At 66.2% G+C, this 24286-nt stretch carries 21 protein-coding genes; 4 read left to right on the forward strand and 17 right to left on the reverse strand.

Annotated elements, in window-relative coordinates; all coding sequences use genetic code 11:
- Positions 1–226: 226 nt before the first annotated feature.
- From tpg to ACIREO_RS39405, 9 genes are all read right to left on the reverse strand, one after another.
- On the reverse strand, positions 227–784 hold the full coding sequence (gene tpg, locus ACIREO_RS39365) for a telomere-protecting terminal protein Tpg (protein ID WP_404119821.1): 558 nt from the start codon (positions 782–784) through the stop codon (positions 227–229).
- Between the two features lie 12 nt (positions 785–796).
- A complete protein-coding gene (gene tap, locus ACIREO_RS39370) occupies positions 797–2809 on the reverse strand; it encodes a telomere-associated protein Tap (protein ID WP_404119824.1) in 2013 nt (670 codons plus the stop codon).
- Positions 2810–2813: 4 nt separating this feature from the next.
- Positions 2814–3581 carry a helix-turn-helix domain-containing protein gene (locus ACIREO_RS39375; protein ID WP_404119827.1) on the reverse strand — a complete coding sequence of 256 codons (768 nt, stop codon included), beginning with the start codon at positions 3579–3581 and terminating at the stop codon, positions 2814–2816.
- The gene (locus ACIREO_RS39380; RefSeq protein ID WP_404119830.1) at positions 3578–4690 is read right to left on the reverse strand and encodes a hypothetical protein; all 1113 of its coding nucleotides are present in this window, start codon (positions 4688–4690) and stop codon (positions 3578–3580) included. Before ACIREO_RS39380 ends, ACIREO_RS39375 begins: the two co-directional genes overlap by 4 nt.
- A 292-nt stretch (positions 4691–4982) precedes the next feature.
- A complete protein-coding gene (locus tag ACIREO_RS39385; RefSeq protein ID WP_404119832.1) occupies positions 4983–5810 on the reverse strand; it encodes an AAA family ATPase in 828 nt (275 codons plus the stop codon).
- Entirely contained in the window at positions 5804–6589 is a 786-nt protein-coding gene (locus tag ACIREO_RS39390) for an AAA family ATPase (protein WP_404119835.1), read from the reverse strand. The genes ACIREO_RS39385 and ACIREO_RS39390 overlap by 7 nt, the downstream gene beginning before the upstream one ends.
- The gene (locus ACIREO_RS39395; protein ID WP_404119837.1) at positions 6586–8238 is read right to left on the reverse strand and encodes a transposase; all 1653 of its coding nucleotides are present in this window, start codon (positions 8236–8238) and stop codon (positions 6586–6588) included. Before ACIREO_RS39395 ends, ACIREO_RS39390 begins: the two co-directional genes overlap by 4 nt.
- A 596-nt stretch (positions 8239–8834) precedes the next feature.
- Complete coding sequence (locus ACIREO_RS39400) at positions 8835–9836, reverse strand: hypothetical protein (RefSeq protein ID WP_404119839.1); 1002 nt, start codon at positions 9834–9836, stop codon at positions 8835–8837.
- Between the two features lie 336 nt (positions 9837–10172).
- A complete protein-coding gene (locus tag ACIREO_RS39405) occupies positions 10173–10664 on the reverse strand; it encodes a hypothetical protein (protein WP_404119842.1) in 492 nt (163 codons plus the stop codon).
- Between the two features lie 377 nt (positions 10665–11041).
- On the opposite strand from ACIREO_RS39405, the gene ACIREO_RS39410 reads away from it, so the two are divergent.
- From ACIREO_RS39410 to ACIREO_RS39420, 3 genes are all read left to right on the forward strand, one after another.
- Positions 11042–11785, forward strand: coding sequence for a hypothetical protein (locus ACIREO_RS39410; RefSeq protein ID WP_404119844.1), 744 nt, complete (start codon positions 11042–11044; stop codon positions 11783–11785).
- A 131-nt stretch (positions 11786–11916) separates the two neighbouring features.
- Positions 11917–12843, forward strand: coding sequence for a hypothetical protein (locus tag ACIREO_RS39415; RefSeq protein ID WP_404119847.1), 927 nt, complete (start codon positions 11917–11919; stop codon positions 12841–12843).
- Between the two features lie 17 nt (positions 12844–12860).
- Positions 12861–13427 carry a hypothetical protein gene (locus ACIREO_RS39420; protein ID WP_404119849.1) on the forward strand — a complete coding sequence of 189 codons (567 nt, stop codon included), beginning with the start codon at positions 12861–12863 and terminating at the stop codon, positions 13425–13427.
- A gap of 838 nt (positions 13428–14265) precedes the next feature.
- Here ACIREO_RS39420 and ACIREO_RS39425 read toward each other — a convergent pair.
- On the reverse strand, positions 14266–14502 hold the full coding sequence (locus tag ACIREO_RS39425) for a hypothetical protein (RefSeq protein WP_404119852.1): 237 nt from the start codon (positions 14500–14502) through the stop codon (positions 14266–14268).
- A gap of 419 nt (positions 14503–14921) precedes the next feature.
- Here ACIREO_RS39425 and ACIREO_RS39430 point away from each other — a divergent pair, with 419 nt between their 5' ends.
- Positions 14922–15167: a DUF2283 domain-containing protein gene (locus ACIREO_RS39430; RefSeq protein WP_404119855.1), complete on the forward strand. Its 246-nt coding sequence runs from the start codon at positions 14922–14924 to the stop codon at positions 15165–15167.
- Between the two features lie 221 nt (positions 15168–15388).
- Here the strand turns inward: ACIREO_RS39430 and ACIREO_RS39435 are convergent, their stop codons facing one another.
- From ACIREO_RS39435 to ACIREO_RS39465, 7 genes are all read right to left on the reverse strand, one after another.
- Positions 15389–17353, reverse strand: coding sequence for a hypothetical protein (locus ACIREO_RS39435; RefSeq protein WP_404119858.1), 1965 nt, complete (start codon positions 17351–17353; stop codon positions 15389–15391).
- A gap of 63 nt (positions 17354–17416) precedes the next feature.
- Positions 17417–18436 (reverse strand): YaaC family protein, encoded by a 1020-nt coding sequence (locus ACIREO_RS39440; protein WP_404119861.1) that lies wholly within the window; start codon positions 18434–18436, stop codon positions 17417–17419.
- Positions 18437–18633: 197 nt separating this feature from the next.
- Positions 18634–19572 carry a hypothetical protein gene (locus tag ACIREO_RS39445; RefSeq protein ID WP_404119864.1) on the reverse strand — a complete coding sequence of 313 codons (939 nt, stop codon included), beginning with the start codon at positions 19570–19572 and terminating at the stop codon, positions 18634–18636.
- A gap of 662 nt (positions 19573–20234) precedes the next feature.
- Positions 20235–20738, reverse strand: coding sequence for a hypothetical protein (locus tag ACIREO_RS39450; protein WP_404119867.1), 504 nt, complete (start codon positions 20736–20738; stop codon positions 20235–20237).
- Positions 20739–20942: 204 nt separating this feature from the next.
- Entirely contained in the window at positions 20943–21572 is a 630-nt protein-coding gene (locus ACIREO_RS39455; protein ID WP_404119869.1) for a hypothetical protein, read from the reverse strand.
- A complete protein-coding gene (locus ACIREO_RS39460) occupies positions 21569–22558 on the reverse strand; it encodes a hypothetical protein (protein ID WP_404119872.1) in 990 nt (329 codons plus the stop codon). Before ACIREO_RS39460 ends, ACIREO_RS39455 begins: the two co-directional genes overlap by 4 nt.
- A 40-nt stretch (positions 22559–22598) precedes the next feature.
- Positions 22599–23759 (reverse strand): nucleoid-associated protein, encoded by a 1161-nt coding sequence (locus ACIREO_RS39465; protein ID WP_404119874.1) that lies wholly within the window; start codon positions 23757–23759, stop codon positions 22599–22601.
- Between the last annotated feature and the right edge of the window lie 527 nt (positions 23760–24286).

The following is a 24286-nucleotide window of genomic DNA, read 5'->3' on the forward strand; positions in this document are numbered from 1 at the left end:
CGATCAACTGATCAAGGAGATTGACTACGTCTGGCCGAGTCGGATGACAGCCACAGCACGGGTTCAGCACGGCGTGCCTATTCCGGAGCTTCCGGCCCCTGGGATCGTTCGAATGATTGCAGGCGAGACCATGAGGACGTCCTCTGCGGCAACACACCTGCCTATGTGACACCTATGGCGCTTCGGCCCACCCTCCTAGGCTAAGGATCGGTACAGGTGGTAGCCGCTAGATACGGATGTCAATGTAGTCGATCTCGTGGAGCTCCACTCGGAGGCCAGTGGCGCGGTGCCCGCCGTCTCGGAAGTAAGAATCTTGCAGCCCGGCTGCGACGAGCTCGACCAACCGGCCTTCGCCGGCCCTTTGGGCGTGAGCCTGGAGAAGGGGTGTCGCATATTCGGGGGTGAGTCGCTGTGTGAGGCGGCGGGGGCGGCTTTCGTCGGTGGTTCCGCGGGCTGCCGTGTAGCCGAACGTGGCGCGTGTTTCAACGGTGAGGCCGGTGACGGCCGCTTGTCGGGCGGCGGCGTGGTTGCGGGCGCGGGGTTGCCAGTGGGTGTGTACCTCTTGGCGGAGACGTGAGGCGAGGGCGGGGCGCGGCTGGACGGTCTGCCCGTTGAGGTAGCGCCGCACGGTGCGGGTGGTGATGTTCAGTCGTGCTGCGGTCCGGCGGTGGTGGCCTTTGTCCATCTTGAGGAGATAGCGGAGTTGGGCTGCGGGGCTGCGGGGCACGGGGCGGGTGAAGTGTTGAGCGGTGGCGCGGTTGAGGCTTTCTCCAACGGGTCCCATGGGCCTGTTCTCCTAGTCTCCTTGCTGTACGGCGTCTGTTCCCAGGATGTGGCGTGCGGGGTTTCCGCCTTCTTGTAGCAGGGCGACTGCCCAGGACATGGGCTGTGTTCCTTCGTGTTTGGCCATGCCTGGGGAGACGCCGAGGCGGAAGGTGCCGGGAAGGGGCAGGCCGGTATCTGCCATCAGGGGAAGCAGGTCCAGCGGCGAGGGGCCGTCGCTGGGGTAGACGACGCAGTCGGACAGGACGGCGAGGGGGTAGTGGCTGGCTTCAGCCAGTTTCTGAATTTTGCGGTGCATGTTGGTTCGGGCCTTGGAGATGACTGCGGCACGGATGTCGGGCCGCCAGGTGGGCCGATCGAGGGCAGGCCACGGTTGTCCGGGCCGGTGGTGGGCTCCTTGGGGGCGTTCTCGGAGTTTCCCGAGACCTCCTTTGACGGTGGCTTTGATCGCCCTCAAGACGGCTACTTGGACGGGGTCCTGGTGGGTGTGGCGGGTCATAGCGTCGAGGTACTGCGCTGCGTCGAGGTCGGTGGTGACGCCGAGTGCGGCCATTGTCTGGACGTAGGCGTTGCGCAGGTGGGTGTACCAGGGGCTGAGGTAGGGGCCGTGGTCGGGCCGGATCCATGCCTGGAGGGGCTCGGGGCTGAAGCCGAGCTCATAAGCGTAGGCGAGGGTGGGTGTGGAGTACCAGGCGGCCTGCTGGGGTGGATGGCCGTCGGGGGTGAACGGGCTGGGTAGGCGGGGGTCCTGGGGAATGTGGGAGAGGTCGGCGAGCCAGCAGCCGGGGGTCTTGGGGTCGAAGTCGGGGTGGCGGACGTGGGTGGCGGGGCCGAGTCCGACGGTGAGTCCGTTGGTTGCGGCGAGGAAGGCGGTGTTGATATCCAGGCCCACGGCGAAGGGCTGGGCGGATTCTCGTTCGCTGATCAGACCGGGGGCACGTACCCAGTCGTATGCCTCCTCGTCGGGTACGTCGCTGTCGTGGCGGTCAACGGCCGCGGGGTGTTCTGCGGGAGCTTCCGGAGGAGCGGGCGGGTGAGGCGCGGTGAGGGAGCCGGGGACGGGGCCCGGGCGCCAGGTGCCGGTGGCTGGGTCCTTGACTGCGCGTGTCGACGGTCGCAGCGCTGTCATCAGTTCTTGGCCGTTGACCGCGGTGGAGCCGCGCGGGGTGAGGACTCGGTGGGCGTAGTCCCCCAAGGCCTGTGCTAGTTGAGCGGGAGGGAAGGAGGCGATGTTGTCCCAGGACCGGGCTTCGAAGGCCCCCCAGGGGAGGATGGCGAGTTGGACGCACTGGCGTTGTCTGCTGCTGGTGGGGCGGTAGATCCGGGGCCAGGGGCCGAAGCCTCGCTGGGTGAGCTGCCAGTTTTCGCGGACAAGTTCGGTCACGGCGGGATGGTCGTCGGGAAGGCGCAGGGAGCGCCGGTCCTCGAGGAGGAGGGGTAGGCCGAAGCGGGTGGTCGCGCCGGCGGTGAGCACGATGAGGGGGTCGGCGTCCTTGCCGTGACGGTGCAGGCGTGAGGCTCCCAGGTGGGTGCGGTGGAGAGTGAAGTTGACGAGTCCGCTGAGGGTGGTGGCCGGGCAGGGCAAGGTTGTGCCGTCGCTGAGGTAGGCGGTTTCGTCGCCGTCCAGGACAGCGAGGGGGCCGTGGCCGGACCGTTGTGCGGGAACGGCAGAGTGGGTGGGTGCGGGGGCGTGGGCCGATGTGAGGTCGGTGGCGCCGGTTCGTCGGGACGCTGCGGGTGTCTGTGGGCTCGAGGCCTGCGCGGGAGCTGGCGGGTGCAGCAGTCTGAGGCGGTCCAGGAAGCGGGCGTAGGCCGCTCGTTGCTGCAGTCGCGGTTGGGCGCGTCCGCTTTCCCAAGCTTCAACGTCCTGGATGCTCACTTGGAGGGTTGCCGCGAGTTGGCATTCGTCCACGCCTGATGCTTCGCGTAAGCGTCGTCGTTCGTGCGGGTCTGGCAGTGCGTCGAGCTCTGCCTGCGCCAGCAGGGCGTCGACTGCGGCGAAGAGGTCCGGCTGCTCGTATGTCACGGGATCACCTGGGGTCGGTTGTTTCTGCGGCGGGGAGGTCGAGTGCGTAGAGGACGTCGGGGTGGGGTGCGTGATGCTGGGTGTCGCTGGTGGGATCCAGGAGGCGTCGTTCGATGTGTGCTGAGAGGTCCTCGGCGGGTGTGAGGCCGTGGCGGGGACCTTGGAGATGGTGGTGCAGGACGGCGAGGAGGTGCGCGGCTTCTTGTGGGCTGAAGGCGGTGGGCCGGTGGTTGTGGCGGAGCAGGGATGCGGTCTGGTGGGGGGTGAGGAGTTTGGGGACGGAGGTGAGCTGCAGGTGTTCCTTGGTGCGCACCAGCCTGTGGGGGCCCGGTGTTGATCGCAGGCGTTTCCCGAGGTCGATGGCGGCGTGTTCGGTTCGGCGTGGGTGCCACAGCAGTACGTCGTTCACGGTGGTGCGCAGCAGCCGGTGGCCGGTTCCGGTGAGAAGGGCGGCGTGCAGGGTGGTGGGGTCGTCGGCTTTGGTGGGCGGTTCGGTCAGGGGGTAGGGGGCGCCGTCAGGGGTGTCAGGGATGGCGAAGAGGTTCTGCGGTGTGGTGTCGAGGGCTTGGGCCAGGTGCAGGAGACGAGTTGCGCTGGTCGTGGCGGGTATCAGGAGTTGTTCGAGGCTGGCGGTGGGGATGCCGGTGATGTGCTGCAGGTCCGTGGAGGTGAGGCCGGCTTCGCGAGCGCGTCTGCGGATGTACGCGTACCGGAATGAGGGTGCGCTGAAGGCGTCGTCGGTGTTCTTCGGTGTGCGGGTGGCTTTCGTCATGACGTCTGCCGTGCGGCGGTAGTGGGCAGAGGCGCGGTGATGTGCCAGCACCGGGCTTGCTGGTGCCAGTCGGGTGCCGGGTGCGGGTGCACGAGTGTGGGGATGGGCAGGGCAAGGTCCTCGGTTAGGGCGGTGAGGCGGTGTCCGAAGGTGTTGGAGAACAGGCGGAAGTGTGCCGGGGCCTGTTCGCGCTGTCGGAACAGCAGGGCGGCATGCAGGAGTGGACGGGCACGCGGAGGTACGGCGTAGACGGTGGTGGAGCCGGGTTCTCCTTCTGAGGGGTCTTGGCCGGTGGAGTGCCCTTGGATGTGGCCGTAGGCGGGCAGGCGGATGCGGGTGGCGCCGGCTGTCACGGAGTTGATGGTGGCTGCGGCGACGAGGTCGGGGTGGGCGCCGGTGAAGAGGAGCGTGGCAAGGCCGGCGGCCTGGGCCGGGCCGGGGATCGCGGTGAGGTGCTGGACAGCTTTCGCCGTGCAGGGGCGGGTGGTGACGCCGGGGCCGCCGGCGGCGTCGAGGTCCTCGGGGACGTCCAGGAGCAGTCCGTGTCGCAAAAATCCTGCCTGGGCGCCGCGGATGCGGATGAGGGTGTGTTGGGGTGTGGGGCTGTTGTGGGTCAGGCGGGATAGGAAGTACTGCAGGCTTGGAATGTCGTTCCAGGGGGTGCCGTGGTCCGGTGGGTGCTGCCGGCTGCTGTCGGGGTGCTGGGTGAGCCAGAGGGCTGCGGCCTGGAGGGCGGCCCGGTACTGGCCGTCGGCCTGGTGGTGGTCTTCGGGCAGCAGGCGTCGTCGCAGGTCGGCCCGGAAGCCGGTCATGGGGGTGGTCGGCAGGTTTGGGAATGTGTGGTGGTGGTCGGGTCCGGCCTTCTTGACGCGGGTGGCTGGTGTGCCGTGGTGGGTGATGGCGGCTCGGGGCTCTTGCTCGCTGTGCAGGCCGGTGTGAAGGTCGGCGGAGGTGAGCAGGGCGAGCAGTGCCTGGCGGGGCCGGTCGCCGGAGGGGTTGGCGTGCAGGACCAGTTGGATGCCGGTGTGCAGGCGTAGCGCTGCGAGTTGCTGGGCCCGTTCGGGGGTGAGCAGATGTGCGCGCAGGATGGTCACCTGGTGGATGTTCATGGCGGTGATCCAGCAGCCCACGGCTCGCCATGCGTCGGCTGCGGGCAGTGCGGGGGCCTTGGCTGCCGTCTCCGGGCGGAGGCGGCCCAGGGCACGCAGGAGGTCGCGGGCGAGGTAGGCGGAGTCTTTCGTCTGCGGAGTGGGGTCGACGGCGATACGCCCGGTTTGCGGGTCGGATGCGCGCAGGGCGGCGCGCTGGGGGCGTGGGTCGTCCGTGGTGTCCAGGAACAGCAGGACAGGAGGTGCTGCTGGTGCGGGTGTCGGGTTGTCGGGGTGAAGGTGTGCCTCGGGGTCACCGAGCGAGTTTGGCGGCGAGACGGTCCAGGTGGTGCTGGCGAGGATGAGTGTCTCCGGTGCGTGTGAGGAGGCGTTGCAGGTGACGGGTGACGCCGGCCCAGCGGCGCAGATTGCCGCGGCCGTGACGCAGGTCGAGGTCGCCGAGGGCCGCTGGGGGCACGTCCTCCCAGATCGGGTGGAGGAGGGTGGCCGCGTGGGGCATGTCGGCGGCGGCGATCGCCTCGGTGGTGAGCCATGCGCAAGTCCGGGTGGCCAGCATGGGGTGGACGTCCACTGCGGTGCGCCGGTCGGTACAGCTGTTGAGGATGATGCACAGACCTTGGGCTGCGTCGAACAGGTAGCGCAGGTACTCAAGGCAGGAGTGGGACATCTGGTGGACCTCGTCGAAGAGCAGCACCGGCCGCCGGGTGTGCAGGACGTGTTGGATCAGGGCGTCGGCGAGTCCCGGGTCTTTGGGGGGCGTGCCCTCCAGGCCGAGGGCGGCGTGCAGGACGGCCCGCAGGTCTTGCGGGGCGGGGCGGGCGCGTTCGGCGCCCAGGACGTAGTGCGGGATCCCCAGGACGTCCAGGAGTGCTCTGGTGGAGAAGGTCTTGCCGGTGCCCGAGGGTCCTGACAGGTGGAGGAAGGCTTGGTCCCGTTGGGCTTGTTGCAGGCCTTCCCGGACGGCATGGACGGCAGGGGTGTGAAGCGGTCGGATGCCCGGGACACCCAGGAAGTGCAGCTCGGGCTGCACGGCGGTGGGCAGGAGGGCGTAGAGGGGGTGTGGTTCTGGAAGCCGGCCCCGCGGTACACCTTTGTTGAGGTCCTGGCCGGTGTTCAGCACTTGCGGAGAATCCACTCGACGAGCTCGCTGTCGATGGTCTCCTTCTTCAGGAGCTTCTTGCCCTTGATGGCATGTGCGGTGACGCTGACCCAGTTGCGGAAGCCTCCGCGGGTGAAACGGATGTCGAGAGTCCGCAGGTGCTCAGGATCGACGCCGTGCCAGACCGGATGGAAATTCGGGATGGTTCTCAGAACCTCCTCTTCGGACATGGCCAGGACCTCCTGGCGGATGTGGATGCGCGACGCGAGGGCGGGGTCGCTCTGCATGGTGTCGTAGGCTTCCTTGCCTCCGACGAAGATGATGGTGGCCCGGGTTTTCTCCGGGCCGGTGTCCCAGAGCCTGCGGATGTACTCGAAGCTCTCCCGCTTGTACTGCTGCGCCTCGTCGCACACGATGACGTAGGGACGGCGCGGGAGTGCCTCGGTGAGGACTCGGTACATCTTGGTCGGCTCCCCGGGCATCACGCCGGGCAGGTGAAGCTGGTGGAAGAGCGCTTCTCGAACGTCCTTGGGACCTGGACGTGACCGGGTGAACTCCAGCGTCAGCAGGAGTTGGGGATCGACCTGCTTGAGCGCTGCTTCCGTTCCGTAGGTCTTTCCCAGTCCGGCGTCACCGTAGATGACGCTCATGCACCGTGCGTCGATGGCGTCGCGGACGTTGTCCTGGATTTCCATGAGTGTGTCGGTGGCAACGGTCACCGTGTCCTTCAGATCGAGGAAGGTCCGCGGCTGCCCGTTCTGCAGCTGCTGCTCATCGGGAGCGGGGGCGGTCGGGCTCATGCATCGGTGTCCTCTGCTGACGTGGGTGTTCCCGGTAGGACCCAGTCGGGGGCCGCCGGGTGTGCCGGGGTGTAGGGCGTGGAGCTGCGCCTGAGAGAGGGCGCGAGTGGGGTGGACTTGTTCAGCGCGGTCTTCGCCTGGTGCACAGTGAGGACTTTGGTGAGTTCTTTGGCTTCCTGGTCCGGCTGGGTCATGGGGGCGAAGCGGTCGCGTCGTTCTTTGGCTGCTTGATTGAGGACCCTGCGTGCCCGGGCTTCCTGGTCTTCTCGGGCACGTCGCACTTCGCGGATGGTGTCGGGGTTGGCCCGGTCGGACAGTTCGCAGGTGCCCAAGTAGCGGCCGTCGCCGTCGTATTCGTACACCTCGATCTCGTCGTGGTGGTGCGGCAGCCAGAACACCCGCATGAGATCCCCGATGCGCCCGGTGATACAGGAGCCCATGTAGTAGCGGTTTCCCAGTTGGATGCCCTTGGCTGTGACGCGGTGTCCTTTGCGGTCGCTCTCGAGCATGAACTGGTGCAGGGCCCGGGCCGGTACGTCACGCACCGGTGCGGGATCGCTCTCCCATGCCTGGTCGGGGGTCATGCCAGTGCTTGAGTTGATGTGGGAGCTGTTGTAGTCCCGGATCCACTGGTCCAGGAGCGTGATGAATCCGTTGAGCGTCAGCGGAGGGTCGGCGTCGCCTGACCTGCTGCGGTGATCGAGCTGCTGGCTTTTGGTGTAGCGGGGAAGGTCGGCGAAGAACCTTGTCGTAACGGTCAGATTCATGCGCTCGACACCACCTTTGAGGTGAGCTCTTTTCACAACGTGGACAGGAATGCCGAGGAGAGCGAAGGCCGCGGTGGCGGTCTTGGAGAGAAAGTCGGCGCCTCTGTCGATCCGCACAAGGTCGGGGCGGCCGCCTGCCGGCCCGAACTTTCCGTCTCTGCGCATGGAACTGTGCATCGCTGACAGCACGGAGCCCCGGTGTGCCGAGACGGGTGTGACGGCGTATCCCATGACCCTGCCGGAGCCTCGGTCGATGAACCAGGTCAGCCACGGGCGGACGAGCCGCCGGTTAGGCAGGGCGATGTCGGCGGGCACCTGTTTGTGGTCGCCTTCCCAGACCTCGTTACGGTGTACGGCCGGGCGCTGGAAGCGTGGGTTGTACGTCTCGGCTGCGGGCAGCCCCAGGCGGAGTGCTGCTTTTTGGGCCGGGGTCAGGTCGCGTCGCACCGCGCGCCGCACGACGGACAGAGAAACGGGCTTCTCGCCTCTGGCCACCGCATCGGCGGCCAGCTCTTCGTGGGTGCGCTTCACATTGCCGCGGTGATAGGCGAGGAGGACCTCGATGTCCTCGGTGATCTCGAACCGCTGACGTGGTTTGCGGTCGAGGCGACCTTCATTCTCGGCCTCTTCCAGCCAACGCCATACGGTCCGCTCGGATTTTCCCAATGTCCATGCGCAGCCCTGCACTTGTCCGGTGGACAAGGTGTGCGCCTGTCGCTCTGCAAGCAGCGCTACCACGGCGGAAGCGCGCAGCGAGGCAGGGCTGATTCCGAGGTCTTCCTCGACGGGTGCGGTTGGTTTCACCATGCCGGCGGCCGCGTCGTGCAGGAGACGGGTGATGAGGCATGCAGTGGCACTTCGCCGGGCGGGTTCGATACGCATGAGCGCAGTGCGGGAGGGGTGGTATCTGACGGAACGGCGCGTCCGGGCATCGCATGGCTCAGCGCAGCAGTAGGGGGCATCAGTCTCGGTGGTCTTTCGTGGCAGGCGTGTCACGCGCCCTAGCCGGATGGCACCTGAGCGGTCAGGCAATTTGATCAGCTTGATCACCCGAATCGGCCTCGTTGATCACTGTTGTCGTGAACCGTCTGCTGATGCCGTGATGTAGCTGGCTACGCTTCTAGGTTCGGCCGGTCTTGAACAGCCGAGTGGGCTTTGGTTCCGTTTACTCAGCCTCAGGCCGATGTGTCGCGGACAGGTTCGGGCACCCACCCCTTGGCCCCGTCTGCCACACCTTCAGCAGCGGCCATGAAGTTGGCCAGCCCGTGTGACAGCAGGCAACACGGTCGACGAGGCAGGGCCGTGATTTCTCTCCCCCACCGTGGGGCCTGCGACGCCCGCAGTTCCGTGATCCTGGCCAGCACACGGCTCACAAGGGCGCCGAGTGCTGGGCCGGAGAGCCGCCACCAGGGGCGAGAGCGCGAGAAGAGTCCTCCCTGCGGCGCTGCGCAGACTGTTCGCGGACAGCTGCGAGGGTTTCAGGATGGTCGTAGTCGGCAGCTGTGCAGCGCCTCTTCGACGGCCTCGTACTCACGGGGCATGAGGCTGAAGACAGACGATTGGCCGGGGGCTGCGGTCAGCTGCTGGTAGCGGCTTGCCGCGGCCACCAGAGGCTGTGCCCACGCCGGCGCCCAGGCGATCAGCTCTGCTTTGGGCAGGCGGATGAGAGTGGCCTGGCGGGTGGTGCAGCCGGTCAGGAAACGCACTGCGACGATGGCGGCGTAAACCGGATGAGCAATATGAGCATGGATGCGATCAGCGGCCACGCTGTCCTGGCGGACAGAGTCGGCTGTCTGCTTCTTCCTGGCCACGACTGGCTTGTAGGGCCGGATGCTGTCAGAAGCGGGACGTCGCGGCGGCGGGGGCAGATCACACCAGGGGGCATTCGGACTGGCGGGGTAGACCGTGCCTGCATGCCGCCATGGGATGGGTTTGCCGGAAGAGGCGGCGCAGTTGGGTGGAGCGAGGGCGTCCGCGCTGTCGATGCTGCAGTGGTCGAAGGAATCCAGGAGCCGCTTGAGCGGTGCCGGCGCACGCCCATGGATCACGAGGACGAGGCGTATCCCGGGCAGCGCACGCAAAGCCAGGAGCCCGGTCCACTGCGAGGGGCTGATCCCCTGTGCCCGGCAGATGACGAGGCGGGTGATGCCGAGTACGGAGATCCAGGCTGCCACCGCTCTCCAAGGGAGAACCGATCCCGACGCCCAGAAGTCGTACTGGGGAGCGTTCGCCAGGGGGGACTTGCCGAGCGCACGAAGGACATCGTGGGCGAGAGTGGCCCGCATGGTGCTGACCGGGGTGGGGTGGACGGTGATCTGGCCCCGGCCGGGGTGATGAGCCGCAAGAGCTGCAGCCATGACGCTGCGCTCGTCGCCGGGATCGTGCAGAACCTCGACCGGTGGCAGACCTGCCTCTCCCCCGCCTGGCGCCCAGTGCACACCCCAGGCGTCTCCTGTGTCCTGCTGGAATTCGGTAGTCACAGTAGTTCCTGTGCGTGGCGGAGGCCCCACGGGCGGTCTGGCTTGGGCCACGGCTCGTGAAGGTGAGAACGCACTGTGGTGGGTCGTTTGGTCGTGAGGTTGCTGGCCGCGGTTGCTGCGTGTTACTTGCTTCCGGTTAACTGGCAGGAGCTGGGCAGGAAGTACAGGCAGTGGCTTCCGCCGCGTGCCTCTTGGTGGCGCGGAGGGCTGGGACGGTCGGTCGCGGGGGACAAAGCTCGAGTTCGTCAGGAACGCGGCTACGGTCTGACCAACCGCAAGCACCTTGTAGACAGATCGGTGCTCGGATCCTCGCACTGGATATCTGCAGTGGTGCGGTCAGTCGATCATTGCTTCCACTAGGACCGCATTGAGCGCGTCGCGTTGCGCAGCGGACCCGATGTCGGCGGGCTCGGGGTCACCGCTCAGCCCGCAGCACAGCACGACTGACTGCAGCTTCTCCGCCATGTCCCACATGGCCGACGTCATCGGAGTCGGCGGGACATGCAAAGCGACCGACTCGCCGTCTCCGGGAGGCATGCGGAAGAGCCCTCTGAAAGTTCGGCGCTTGCTGTCGAAGATCGCTTTCCACTCGAAGTTTCTGGGCGGGACTGCCGGGGCTGGCCAAGCCGGCCAGCCGAAGTACTGCACGGTTTCCTTAAGTTGCTGCGCCTGCACGGCACTCAGAACGATGAGTACCACCCTTTCCTCCGCAAAGGTGACGGTGACCTCCCGCCCACTAGGGACGGCGCTCTCCAGGCCTCCGGTCTCCACCGCACAGTGCGTGACAGTCAAATTGACGGGATACGGAAAAGGCTGCGGGTGAGTCATAAGCCCAGCATGGCGCAGCATCCCGGGCCGCCCGCACTGGAAGACACATACGCACGGACATGACCGAAACGGGCGCCGAGAGGACCGAGTTCGAGTCACTTCATGCGTCTGTTGGACCAGTCGCATGCGTAACCGGGGGTCGTCCCTGCCAACCAGGGCCGGGACTGGTCGTGCCGACCGGATCGCACCGAGCCGACCCGCAGGACGGGCTCATCAGGGAGATGCGACCTCTACCCAAGGGGAAAGTGTCGGCGTCTGGCTGTGGCAAGTTCCCAGCCACATCGTCGGCCAAGAGCCTGGGCAGGTGGCTCAGCTCTACCGCCGGTTCGCGCTCCCACTGTCTACGCTGGCAGCTCAGGCGGATTCGCGACGGAGGCATGTTGAGCATCGACTACGAAGCGGCACTACCGCACCTTCGCGTGAAGTTCGCGGAGATGGGTCTCTCGTTCACAGACGGCACCTTGGCTCATGCGGCTGCCATGGGGATCACGCAACTGGTCTGGCGCAACGGTCCGATCGAGAACGCTCATGCCGGGGAGCGCGGGATGAGGAACGGTCTCCATGACGGCGTGATGTTCGCGCGGAACACCTGGGTCTTTCACCAAGCGTTGGAGGCTGTGCGCAGCACGGACCAGTACGCTCTCCTCAGCTTCGAAGACCGGATCCTTGACCGTAGTCTCGTCTGGCCGGGCACCCGCAGCACACTCAGTCGCTTCGGTTACGGAGCGCTGGGTGACATCAGGAAGCACGCCAAGGGCCGGGTCAACTATCTCCTCGAGTTGGAGGATGTTTACGGGCAAGGCAGCGAGGATTTCCTCCTGCTTGCAGGAACCGGAGCGCTGTTTCAGCAGGATCGCTTCGGTATGCCCGGCTGGGAGCCGGTTGTCGAGCGGATAATGGTTCACCTGGAACCCCGTACTGACCCACAGGGCTACGTAGTCGAGGTCCGAGGCCGTAGTTGTCACAGGCAGGCAGTTTGGAAGCACTCGCTCATCCAGCAGCGCCTGCAGGCCGCCTGGCCCCGGAGCAGTTCACAACAGCCAGACCGAATGCAGGACAGCACCGCACTGGTGGGTGCCGATGAGCCCGAAACGCAGCCTCGGGCAGCAGGCCGTGGCTGATGCTGTGACCGAATGCGGATCTCTGCCCTCCCTTGTCCGCCTACGATCTCTCCAGAATCTCGGCTCAGCGGCTCTAGGCTTACTGCTGAGCAGTAGGACTGAGGGGGTACATGGTGGCCACGCTAAACCACATGAAGGAACGCACGGTTGGCTTTTACGAGGTGGTGGTCGTCAAGGGCGGGGCAGCCCAGCGCATCCCTGAACCGATGGACTGGGACGGGGCCCTCGCAGATCTGGCACAGGCGCCCGTCGGCGCCCGCTCCCACGAGGGTGAATCACGGCTTGTAGGCACCACATTCCCCCACAATATGGAAGACCATCTGCTGCTGCACCGGGTGAAGGACGCCGGCGAATGGCTGTCGGTCATCAACTTCGACACCGGTGACCTCCGCGAGCTTGAGCAGTCGGCACACGAGGGCTACCTCGACACGTCCGTAGTGTGCTTTCTGCCGTTCGGCAACATCGTGGGCATCATGCCGGGCGGCGTCTCCGCCCCCAGCCACAAGTCCCTGGAGACCTGGCTCAACGGCATTGACATGTTCCCCGGCAGCCAGCTGCGGCTGCTTCCCGTCGTCGCACATTCCGAGATCGAGAAACTCAAGACAGCGGTGGGGGCAAGCCGCGTCGAGGTGAAGGTCCTGGGCAACAAGATGGGCGCGCTCAGCGAACGTGAGAGGCGAGGCGGACTCGCCCGGCTCCTGCGCGTCGCCAGCGAAGAGTACGGAGAGATCACGGTCACGATGGTCATCGCTGTCCCCCGGGGCAAGGAACTCAACGAGCACCGAGAGCACCTGCTGGCAGACCTCGATGAGATCGCCGACGTCGTCACCGGAGCTGAGCGGGCCCGGGCACGGCTGGTGTACTCCGACCCCGGCGGCCCTGAGCAGACCCGTCTCGTGGAGCTGGTCGAGCACAGCATCACCGCCAAGAAGCGGGTTCCGGCCACCGACGCGGAAGGCAACTCGATCCGGATCGTGTCAGCGGTGGATGCCATCCTGGCAGCAGCGGCCGAGCATGAAGACGCGCTTCGGCTCGCGGTGGACGCGGGGCAGTCATGACATAGGCGGGGGATCGTGTGGGCGTCCGTACGAGCATCATCGACAAGTGGGCCGATCGCACCTGGGTCGACTACCTCATCGCGGTTGCGGTCATCGGCGCCCACCTGGCCATCGTCCGGGCAACACGGTCGGGAGACTGGCTCGCCTGGATCGATTCCTCGCAGCGTACGGACATGTACGGCGCAGCGATCGGTGCGGTCTCCGCGATCGGCGGTCTTAGCGCCATCGCCATCGCCATCTACACCAGCGCGAACGGCGAGCGGCTCCAGGCCGTGCGGCAGCAACGGCGAGGCGAGCTCCGGCGGACCTGGCGCAGCCTGCTCCAGGGCACCGCACTGGCATGCGGCCTGCTCCTGACTGCCTTCTCGCTCGACCGGGACGCGGACCCATTCTCGGTACGCTTCGTCTTCGAATACGCCATGGCCTTCGCTGCGATGCGGTTCGCCCGGTTCATATGGCTCTTCGACAGAATCATGGCCGTCTCCGATGCGGATCTGGTGGAGGAAGGATCCTCCGCAGTGGTTCCTGTGCGCGATCCCAACTGGCTCGCACGCCGTCGCAGCCAGTACGACAGCAGCACGTGACCTGAGGATCCACCTGTGTACCTGATGGGCGACAGCACTTGGCAGGTATCGGCTATTGACGGCGAACCTCTCAATCGGCAAGAACGCTCTACCTCCGTGTCCATCACCGTCGCTGCAGGTGCGCACCTTCAGCAGCAATGGCACCTCCGGAGAGGCGCACGCTGGACACGGTCGAGGAGGCGGGCGAGGAGGAGCGGAGAAAGTCGCAGACATGGTCCTCCCCCAACACTGGCACCGCCACCACATCGCTCACTGAGCGCTATGCCGACACTCGGCGGCGGTGGGAGTCGAGGGGGACCAGCAGATGCTGTGTTTCCGTGACAACTCGGCGAGGCAGGCCCAGCCGAGCAGGGTCCCCGCCCACTCCGGGACCAGAAGGGTGGACGGGTTCTGGCGCACCCGCCTCTGCTGTTTCATGCCGGTGACGGGGGACTCCGGCTCTGCATCAGAGCTCCCATGGGCATCGCGAGGCCGACAGCAAGGGCCGGCCCTGAATTGACGTTCTGGTGTGCCGCCCTGCTGGGCAGCGCACCTGAGCGCCTCTCATACGACGTGCTGGCAGGTGGGCTTGAGCGGACTTGGTGCCGAAGGCCGCCAACTACAAGAATCCTGTCAGGAATATTTGGTGCGATCAGCGGCGTGGGGCCAGTATCCGTATCTTCCTCATCGATGGGACTCCTCAGGGGATGAGGCTGGTCGAGCGCATCGGCTGGACCGGCTGCTGCCTGAGTTTCTCGCGCTCCGACTACGACCGGGCTCGCCACCGCGCTGAGCTACAGCGCTCCGGCGTCTACGTGCTGGTGGGGGCTGATCCCCAGGGAGCGCGGCCGGCGAGAATCTACATCGGCGAGGGAGAAGAGGTGCGGATCCGGCTCGATGCGCACGTCAGGGAGAAGGACTTCTGGTCCAGCGCCTTCGTCCTGACGACGAAGGACGACTCCCTGAACAAGGCGCACATCAGGTACCTGGAGGCGCGTCTGATCGCCATGGCCCAAACGGCGCAGATCGCGGGGGTCGAGAACGCGACCAACCCGGCCGCCCTGGGCAGGCTGTCCGAGCCGGAGACCTCGGACATGGAGGCCTACCTCGACGAGGCGCTGATCCTGCTTCCGCTTCTGGGGGTCACAACGTTCGAGATCTACGACGAGCCCGCCGCGTCCACGGCGGCGCAGGTGACGAAGAACGATCAGGCGCGGATCGCCGGCCAGCGCTACCGCTTGACGACCCAGCTGACCGAAGCCGAGGGATACAGCGACTCACGGGGCTTCGCCGTCCTCGCAGGTGCGCTCGCCCGTAAGGAAACGAAGGTCATGGTTCCGGGCTACCAGAGAATACGTGAAGAGCTCGTCGCCGAAGGCATTCTGGTGAGCGTCAACGACCGGCAGTACCGGCTGGCCAGAACCTTCATCTTCGACAGTCCCTCCAGCGCTGCTAGCGTCCTGGCCGGCGGCAGCAAGAACTCAACAACCCAACCGGATTGGAAATGGGCTCACTGTGACAGAGGCCAGAGTCACCTACGACAAGTCCGTGGACGCAGCGTATGTGTACTTCACCGAACCTCAGGTCCGCGTGCGGTCTGCGCACACGTATCCCTGCGATCCGGTGGACGTCGACGGCATGATCAACCTCGACTTCGACGAGCACGGCCGCCTCATCGGCATCGAGGTGTTGGCAGCGAGTTCAAAACTGCCCGAGTACCTGCTCAAGTCCGCGGAGCGGCTGGACGCCGACGGCATTTGAAGCAGTCAAGCACGGAGATCGCGCCACCCGCCGTACTCTGCCGCAGGTTGGAAAAGGCTCAGTGGCTCGGAGAGGGTTCCCGGCCCATTTGGCCATCTCCTGGGCCAGGGAATGCGCAGCGAAGGGCAGGCAGCGCCGACCCCTGGCGGGAACTCGACCCAGGCGTGGGTCCACTGCGCAGATCTGCGGGCCTGCGGCTGCTCTCCTGTGCTTTCGCGGGTTCAGCGCTCTTCGGGAAGCAGTGTCTGAAGGCTGCACCAGGACTGCATCTGGGACAGCTCTGCTGTCGCCTTGGCTTTCTTACCGAGCCGCTTGTACCGGATGACTCCGGTGAGCGCCCAGACGAGCTCGTCATCGCCTGCGAACCGTGCCAGTTCACGGAAGGCGCGCAGACGGGTGATGGCTTCCGCGGGCGTCTGGTTCATGGTTTGCGCGGCCTGCAGGGCGGTCCACCGGCGCACGTGATCGGTGGACAGGACGGGGGTGTTGTCGTACGTCCATGAGAGCTGGGCACGGAGGTAAGCCATCATCTGCGCCTCGCTGTGCTGGGGTGCTGTCGTGAACGCGTGCCAGGGAGCGAGGGGGCCGGACAGTGTGTGCACTTCGTCTTTCCGGTGCACCGTGAAAGTGAGCTTGTCCACGTGGCGTGGCAGGTAGGTACGGATAAGGGCCACGTGGGTGGAGAGCGCGGGTGCTGATTCTGTCCGGGCTTCCACCGTCCAGTGCCTCTCCCCCGATGTGACAGTGACGTCCTGGTAGCTCGAGCTCTCCAGCATCATGGTGATCATCTGCTCGGGGGTGAGGCCCAGCGTCTGCCACAGGTCTTCGGTGGCGAAGTTGGTGTATCCCAGCTCGCCCATGGCCTGCCACAGGGCTAGTTGGCAGGCGTGGATGCTTTCATAGCCCTTAAAGACACCGTCGATGACATCGCGCCACGCGATGGTGCGGGTGTTCTTCTTCCGCTCGATCACCACGCCGGCGTCGTCGTAGTGGACCAGGGCATGGGCGCGGCCGGTGCGCAGGTCGTTGTCCAGCCCGTCGAGGAGGCCGTGCAGGCTGGGCTCCTGCTGTGCGGCGGTGATGAGCTCGGTGGCGTTCTTGTGCCGCAGGTCCCTGTATGCGGCTGTCTTGCGGCCGCAGGCCAGCAGGAGGGCGGTGGCGATGACCTGGCCTGGTCCTTCGACCTGTGCCAGGGCGATGCCGAGCAGGGCTCGGCCCGCCTGTCGGGAGTGGGCGGCATGGTCGACGGCGTGGACGGCTTCCATCGTGCCGTCGAACAGTTCGTGCAGGGCCCGCGTGAAGTCACCTTCGAAGACCGGTTCTTGTGCGAGTGCGCGCAGAACCTCGGGGTTGGAGCGGAACACGTCGTAGGCGAGGCGGATGACCTCACAAAAGCGGTCCGGGTCGAAGATGCTCTGGGCCAGTACCTGCCCGACGGCGAGCATGACGCCGGAGCCGTTGACTCCGCGTGAGGAGGTGATTTCCTGCAGCTGGTCCCGGGCTGCTGCGTCCAGGGCCAGCAGATCGGGAACCTCGAAGGTGCGTAGTGCGCGGGCCAGCAGGATGGTCTGGATCCGCGCGGTGTCCCGCTCGGCAGCGAAAAGTTCCGCTCCCTCCGCAGCAGCGTTGGCGGTCTTGATGAGGTCCACGGCGCGGTCGAGGTGGCTCTGGGCTTGTGTCCCGTGTTTCTGTGCCTGGAGCGGGGTGGCGGCCAGCAGTGCGGCAAGGTAGGCGTCGATCATCGAGGTCAGCTCGGCGACAAGCTCACGCAGGATGGTGAGCCGTACTGTCAGTGGGCGTCTGGCGTCCGTGTTGTGCACCAAGGCGCGAAGTTCGGTGAACTCGGCGACGCAGGCCTTGAGGTCTGGCGCTCCGCGCTCGGTGGTCTGTGCTGCCTCTGCTACGGCTGTGAAGAAGCCGCTGTGCCATGTTGCGAGACGCTGGAACAGATCAGCGTGCAGGGTCTCGGGGACTCCGAGCGGGCCGGTGGGCAGTGGGGCGACGGGCTGCGCCAGCAGCTTCCGCGCCTCGGCAGCGGCCTCGCGGCGTGCTCGGCCGGCCGTGTCGATCTCCCACGGCTGGGGACGGTGGCCGCAGTCGGGGCAGATGATTCCCCGGATGCGGCTGATACCGCATCCCGAGCAGCTGATCTGCGTGTAGGACAGTCTGAAGGCGTACGAGGTCATGGGACGGATCGCTTCTGTCTGAGCGGGTGCTGACTGCGGCAGACGGGTTCGCGGTCTGCGGCGTCAGCCTGAGACTTCTTCGACGGTGCGGAGAATGAGGCCGGGAAGGAAACCGATGGCGCGCTTGAGTACGCCTTCGATGGGGACGGCGTGGTGGCTGCCGTCCACGCTGATGAGTCCGGCCCAGGCGGCTGGGTCGTAGCGGGCGAGCATGGAGAGCGTGTACACCACCGACCACCACACCATCAGTAGATGCGGTTGTCGGCCTGTCGGTTCGATCGCCGGCAGGAACCAGCGCGAGTCTCCGTGGCTGCGGGAGAGGCCACGCAGGTGTTTACGGCGCTCCTCGACGAGCGCGTTGCCCTGGGGCATGAGCCAGCTCACCCGGAGTTCGCCGCCGCCGTGGTCGTAGCGGGTGAAATCCGGTGGGCCGTCGGGGTTGGGTGTCCGACGGGCATACTCGTGATGCTGAGCGAGCCCGGGGTACTTCGCGAAGAACGCGTTGGCCGCCCTCCGACTGCCGTCGTCGATGACCCAGTCGGGGATGTCGCAGACGGGGACGTGCAGCAGGGGGTGGGGGTCGCCGTGGATGCTGCGATCGTCCGTGTACAGGGCGGGGTGCCGGTTCCGGTCCGTGAGCGGGTACTCGAGGTTGACCGGCAGCATGTCCCAGAGGTCTTCGAGACGCACCGGGTCCTTGGCCCAGACCGGGGAGTCGAGGAGCTGGCTCAGGCGCACGAAACTGCTCCGCGATGTGGCAGGGTCGGTGCGGATCTCGATGTCGGCGAAGGGCTTGTCGAATCCGCTGGCCCTGACGCCGTGCCCCTCCAGGCGCCAGCCCTCGCCCTTGACGTCGACCGCGGCGGCGGCGATGGCCCGGCCGGCCTGGCTCAGACCGTAGAAGACCTGCAGGGGGCGAGTGGCGGGGCCTACCACGGCGGCCGCGCGGAACATCTGCTCTGCTTGTTCCAGTGCCGCCGCGTACGTTTTCCGGCGCGTTCCGCTGCTGGCCTTGCCGGGCGGGTTCGCCCGGCTCGCACGCAGCTTCTCCCACGCCTCGTCAGGCTCCGCCTTCATGTACATGCGCCGACGCTACCTCCGCGCACTGACATCGGTCAGACCGGTGTCCGGCGTCGAGGGCGTGAACCGCAGCGATCGTCCAATCGGCCAGTCACAGCACAGTCCAGCCTGCCGCCCCGGTACGCCTGGGATGGTGCGCGCTTGGTTGCTGTGGCGCCTCTACCGGGCCAGTCCGGGGCGCGGCGTCGGCGCGGCCTCGGTCAGTCCTTGACCTGAGCCCACGGGGTACCCGCCTGTACCTGCCTAATCAGGTAGCGGATGCCTTGGTTGTCACCGGGGTTAGTCCACAGACTGTTGCTGAAGACTGTCGCGGCCTTCGCGTGCTCGCCCAGGCGCCACCATGTCAGCCCGAGGCCGTGCATGGCCCGGTGGAAGGGCCGATTATTCAGCTCTCCCCAGGCGAGGACTCCGTTGAAGGCCGGTGGGAGGGACAGCTCGGCGACGGCGACGGCAGTCTGGTAGTGGCCGAGGGCCTCAAAGACTGCGGAGTCGTCGACCCCGGCACGGTCGACCGCCTCGCTTCCCAGGTGCGCCCAGCAGTCGATCTGCCGTGGGTCTTCGCGGACCGCTGCTGTCAGTGCCGCGCGGCAGGCGTCTGCGTTGCCTGTCCGGTGCAGGCCCAATGCGCGGTCGACGGGAGGCGCACCCTGTCCGACATACGGGTCGGGCATCTGGTAGAGCGGGCGCGAGCCTGCTGCGCGGACCGCACGCCACCAGGCCCAGTCCGGCTTGTCGCCGTAGCTGTCGGGAGCGGTTGAGGGACGGGCGCCCCACCCCTCCTCCGCGTGGGGGTCGTAGTCGTCGCCGCCGAAAGCACCGGCCGCCATGGTTACCCCGCAGCGAGAAATGCGTTTGAGGATGTGGCGGGTATCTCCGCGCTGATAACGGTCCGTGATCTCAGACAGGTACACATACCCCTGATCCGGGCGTTCCTCGCGCGGGGGAGGCAGGACCCGGCGAAGTTGGTCGAGTAGGTCGGACAGCACCCCCTCCGCCCGGTCTGCGGTCAGCGGCCACGCGAGGCCGAAGGTGCGCGCTACCTCAGAGACGGGGTACCAGAGCACGTCCTTGTCCATGCCGCTTCGCTCGGCCAGCATCGTACGCAGATCGCTTTCGGTCACCGACGCAACGGTTGCCATGCGGATTCCCACCCCTCCGGTAGGCCAACAGCTCCAAGGAGCCAGCCTAACCACGGGTTTCGCCCCACGTCGTTCCCTCAAGAGAGTGAGCGACGCTGATGGATCCGGTGCTCAGGAAGCCGCCCGGTTCCGGCCCGGCGAGCTGGAACTCGACGGGTACGACCAGCAGCTGCGCGACGAGGCAGCAGCCAGCTTGCAGCGCTGGACCATGATGGCCGAGGTAGCCCCCTCGACGAGCTCCCGGACGAGAGCGCTGCACACCGGCCCCGGCGCCACTGCGGCGGGTTCCGCAGGCAGCAGGGCGGGGGCAGCGGCTGGCACATCTCCGTACTTCCGGAACGAAGATGCGTGGGGTTTCGGCGAGGAGCCTAGAACCGCCCGGAGCGGGTCCACGCCCTCCACGCGGGCCATCGACACGATCGAGGCCTCGAAAAGGTATAGGAGGCGCCACTTAAATGACAGCGCAGAAACGCCACATCTTGTCAGTAAAAGCGCCACCGCCAGCCGCGCCTGATGCAGCAGATGACAATGCGAGAGACCTATTGACTACGGATCGCCACTGCCAAATAAGTGGCTCTTTGACTGACATTTTGAAGGCCTCTCACATCAGGTGGTTCCTTGGGAGCATCGGCAGGAGGTTCGCAGGGGTAGGGGCGGACGGGTCACTGGTAGAGAAAGTCCGCTCCCCACACCTGGAGTCCGTCGACCAGGGCGGCGGCGGTGTCCGCCGCTTCCCGGCGCTGTTTAGCTGTGCACGCGTCGTAGATGGCGTTGGTCGGTCCTGAGTTGTGGTACTCCGCAGCGAGCCGACGGAAGGTGGCCGAGGGGCGGAAAACGGTATCCGCTGACGCGTCTTCATCGACGAGTTCCGCGGGAAGCCCGCAGTACGTCTCCGAAGTGATCAGGCATGCCCAGTCAATCAGTTTGCGTGTCGACCATACGTCGCTGGCGACGTGGTCGAGGAGCGTTGACCGGCACTCGTGGCATTCGTCCACCGTCGCGTAGAACAGCTGGTCCAGCAGGGCAGTGTCGGCCCTGGTCGCAAGGTCCGGATGCAACTCGGACGGCGGAATGAACTGCCGTTGCCGGCGGCGGACCGTCTCCGCATTGTGTACATGGTCAGCGCTGATCACGATTCTTTCCACGACATCCTCCGGCAGGCTCATTTCCCCGGCATCACGGTTCAGTTCATCGTCGCGCGCCCTCTGTACACGGCGGCCGCAGAACAACGAACACGCCGCGCGGCAGTAGATCTTCTAGTAAGGAGGGCGCCGCCCGCTCCCCCGCCCTGCGGCGCCTCACCCAGGCCACCGCGCCCCTTCTTTGACCGCACGTCCGGCTTCGTTGCATGGCATGCGCAGGCGGACGCCTCAGGGTGATACAGGATCGGGCTGAGGCTGGGCGGGCACTGGTTGGCTGGCCGCGGGCGTGGCGGTCTGTTCGGCGAGTTTGCGATAGCCCGTCGTGGTGAGAGCACGCCAGACACGGTAGAAGCCGAAGGCGGTCGCCAGGCCGAAGACGGTGGTGGCGCAGAGGATGAGCAGGCGGTGCTCGAAGGAGTAGCGCAGCATAGCCAGGACCGCGGTGAGAGTCAGGGCCAGGGTGTTGAGGGTCCATCCGCGGCAGATCCGCATGCGGGAGCGTGCGTAGTCCGCCCGGGCTGCCAAGACCGGGAAGTCGGCCAGGCGCAAGCGCGCTTGGGCGTAGGCGGTGTTGGAGGGGAAGAAGCGGGTGCGCAGCCGACGGCGGTGTGGCGTGAGGGCGGTATCGGCCGCCCGGTCGATGAGAATGCCCAGGGCGTAGGCGGCGGCGAGCGCTACTCCGGCCACCGCGGAGGAGCCCGCTAGGGGGGCGAGTTTGGCCGTGATAGCTGGGCCGATCAGAGCAACGAGGAGGAGCACAGCTGCGGTGAGCGCGCCGATGCCGACCACGAGGACCTCGATGAACATCGCCGTGGCGGCCGCGAGGGCTGGGGGCTCGGGCTGTGTTGGGCCCGTCATAGGGCGACTCCCCAGATCTGGGCCATGTCGGTGATCATGTTGTCCGGTAGCTCGCTGTTCTTCCAGGCGATGTGCAGGTCGAAGCGGGAACGGATCTGGGATAGCCGTTCAAAGATAATCAGGCTTTCTGGCTGGCTGGCCAGCAGGTAGCGGCCGTGCTTGAGGAAAAGGACGCTGGTGGGTCCGTACTCGGTGTAGGCACGTTCGAGACGCTCGCGGAAGCGTTCGGTGAACTGGGTGAGTTGCTCGCTGTAGGCGGTGGGGTCGTCGATGGTCTGGGAGAGGGTGTCGATGACTTCGTGGGACAGGTCGGTGCTGTAGGGGTGGTCAGTGAAGGTGCGGTAGATCTGTGCGGCCGTGTTGAGGAGGTGGTTGCTGCGTGCAAGGTCGGGGTGCTGTGCCATGGCTTCTACCCCCCGTTCGACCTCGAGGTCGAATAGTTCGACCAGGGCAATCAGACGGTACAGCGAGCGTCTGACATCGAGGGGTGGGGTGACGCCGGGCTTGTAGAGGAGCTTGTGGGACATGCGTGACCACAAGTCGACGGCCTCGGTGCGTAGTTGGATCTCACAGTCGTACGGGTTGCCGTCGGGGTCTTCTTCTCTGCCGACCATGACGGCTTGGATGTGCAGGCGGGGATAGCGCAGGTGGTCCTCGTCACCGGGGGTGTCCCGGTCGTCCTCTACCCACCGGACGTCGAGGCACTCTTTGATCATTTTCAGGGCGGGGTCAAGCAGACCTCTGTGGGGCACGATGACGCGTACGCCAGCTTTGTCGGTGATTTCCTTCCAGGGGTCGGTGTAGCCCTTGCGGTACATCTTCGTGTTGAAGCTGCTGACCTCCTTGGCGCGGGCGGTCACCTCGCAGGCGATCCCGCGAAGGGCGGTGTGATGCTCCAGGTGTGTCTTGGTCGCCTCGGCTGCCTTTTCGATGCGGGGTCGTTCGTGTTGATAGCGCTGGAATGCCTCATCGGCGCTCAGGGGCACGGCTGACCCAGCCAAGCGTTGGGGAGGGTGCCGCGGAACGTCACGTCTGGGCCGGTGGGAGCACGTGTCCGTTGTGGGCAGGCGTGGCTTGTTTGGGGAGGGCGCGGATTGTCTCGAATCCAGGAAGTGTCTCGGCCTGGATGGGCAGCTCAGGGCGCTGAGTGGGTGGTTTGGGAGGGCGGCCCGCTGTTGCTCCGCTGCTGGTCTTGGTGACGGTCGAGGTGACTGTCACCGTCGTCCGGCCGTCGCCGAGGTCCTCTACTTGGATGGTTCCGTCCTGCATGGCTTCTACCGGGGCGACGAGGAAGGCACCGTTGGACAGGTCCACCCGCATCTTCTGGAGCCTGTTACTGATGAGCTCGGTGTTCTTCTCGAAGGTGCCGATAGGGACGTCGTTTTCGGCGAGGAACGCGGCAAGGTCGGCCTGGTGCGCGTCGCGCAAGTGGGTGCGGATGAACTCTGTGGGGTCCAGTGTCGGGGTGGGGCTCTGGAGTTCCACCATAGTGGCCAGGACGTAGTTCATACGGGTGTCTGAGTCCGTGCAGCGGCTGTTGACCCAGTTCATCGCGGTGTCGTGGAAGCGGCGGGTCAGTTCCCTGGGGTCGTTTTGATGCCGGCAGCCCAGGAACTTCTCGAGGAAGAAGCGGGCCACGTCCTTGCCCGATGTCTGGGGGTCTGCAGCCCATCCCTGAAGTCCTGGTTCAGTCAGCCCCTCTTCGGAGAAGAGGGCGACTTTGTACACCTTGGATTTCTGGGTGAGCAGGAGGTCATCAAGGTACTGCATGGCGAAGGTGCGCAGGCCGTCGGTGACGATCTCGTTGGTCTGCATGCCGGTCTCGTGCTCGAGTTTGACCATCAGCAGCGCCTGCTGGCCGTCCAGGCGGGCGGAGGCGACCAAGAGAAGCCCGGCCGGGCTGTTTCCTCCTTGGCTGTCGCGCAGTGCGTGTGCCAGTTCCCCGGAGACTTGGACGAGGTCCTGTTCAGCGCCAAGGAAGGCGCGGACCGCGTCGGGCAGGGGGGACTTGAGTTCCGGGTCCTCGATGACCTCGCGCCCCAGGCGGGCGAAGACGTCACGCAGTTTGCCCTGGAGTTCGTAGCGCACGTCTTCGTCCAGGCGGCAGAACGTCTGGCTGAGCTGGAGCGGAAAGAGTTCCTCGTTCTGGGCGCGCCTGGGCACGATGTGGACGATGGCCTGGTCCACGACAAGGTCCCCGAAGTCGGTCCGCACTGCCCACCCCACGCATCCCGCCCGCACCCCCGTAGGTCGGACGCATTGTCGCCAGACGCAGTCCGGAGCGGAGCTAGCCCCGTCCCGCGGCGTACGTCTGTGCGGCATCACCTGGCCCGGGGCAGGGCGGGCCTGTTCTGGGCCTGTCCGTGTCACGTGCCAACAATCGTGCCGCTCATCGTAACGGAGCGTGCGAAGGCCATACAGGGATACCGGGAGTGGTGGCTGAACTTCAATGGTGCGCCAGGGTCTGTGCGAACTGGCCTGCGCTGGGACCGCACAGGGAGGTCCTCTACGCGCCTGCGAAGCCGAGTAGCTGACGAAGCGGCATGGGCGGACTCAAGGCCACACGGGGCTCATCACTACGTCGGGAAGGCATGCATGGTCGTGGCGGCTGCTGCCCCGTGCCTAGTGACCTGGTTCGGAGATGCGTGAGCAGTAGCGGCAGATCCGGTCGAGGATCTGGTCGGCGGTCTTGGTCCACTTGAAGGGCCGGGCCT

The sequence above is a fragment of the Streptomyces sp. NPDC102441 genome, from assembly GCF_044765585.1.
In the GTDB taxonomy this organism is placed as follows: domain Bacteria; phylum Actinomycetota; class Actinomycetes; order Streptomycetales; family Streptomycetaceae; genus Streptomyces.

Excerpts from the sequence above, each read along its gene's own strand:
- tpg (WP_404119821.1), bottom strand. The coding sequence starts at position 784 with ATGGGACCCGTTGGAGAAAGCCTCAACCGCGCCACCGCTCAACACTTC.
- ACIREO_RS39375 (WP_404119827.1), bottom strand. The coding sequence starts at position 3,581 with ATGACGAAAGCCACCCGCACACCGAAGAACACCGACGACGCCTTCAGC.
- ACIREO_RS39380 (WP_404119830.1), bottom strand. The coding sequence starts at position 4,690 with ATGAACATCCACCAGGTGACCATCCTGCGCGCACATCTGCTCACCCCC.
- ACIREO_RS39390 (WP_404119835.1), bottom strand. The coding sequence starts at position 6,589 with ATGAGCCCGACCGCCCCCGCTCCCGATGAGCAGCAGCTGCAGAACGGG.
- ACIREO_RS39395 (WP_404119837.1), bottom strand. The coding sequence starts at position 8,238 with ATGCGTATCGAACCCGCCCGGCGAAGTGCCACTGCATGCCTCATCACC.
- ACIREO_RS39405 (WP_404119842.1), bottom strand. The coding sequence starts at position 10,664 with ATGACTCACCCGCAGCCTTTTCCGTATCCCGTCAATTTGACTGTCACG.
- ACIREO_RS39410 (WP_404119844.1), top strand. The coding sequence starts at position 11,042 with ATGTTGAGCATCGACTACGAAGCGGCACTACCGCACCTTCGCGTGAAG.
- ACIREO_RS39415 (WP_404119847.1), top strand. The coding sequence starts at position 11,917 with ATGAAGGAACGCACGGTTGGCTTTTACGAGGTGGTGGTCGTCAAGGGC.
- ACIREO_RS39425 (WP_404119852.1), bottom strand. The coding sequence starts at position 14,502 with ATGTCCGAGGTCTCCGGCTCGGACAGCCTGCCCAGGGCGGCCGGGTTG.
- ACIREO_RS39435 (WP_404119858.1), bottom strand. The coding sequence starts at position 17,353 with ATGACCTCGTACGCCTTCAGACTGTCCTACACGCAGATCAGCTGCTCG.
- ACIREO_RS39440 (WP_404119861.1), bottom strand. The coding sequence starts at position 18,436 with ATGTACATGAAGGCGGAGCCTGACGAGGCGTGGGAGAAGCTGCGTGCG.
- ACIREO_RS39445 (WP_404119864.1), bottom strand. The coding sequence starts at position 19,572 with ATGGCAACCGTTGCGTCGGTGACCGAAAGCGATCTGCGTACGATGCTG.
- ACIREO_RS39450 (WP_404119867.1), bottom strand. The coding sequence starts at position 20,738 with ATGAGCCTGCCGGAGGATGTCGTGGAAAGAATCGTGATCAGCGCTGAC.
- ACIREO_RS39455 (WP_404119869.1), bottom strand. The coding sequence starts at position 21,572 with ATGACGGGCCCAACACAGCCCGAGCCCCCAGCCCTCGCGGCCGCCACG.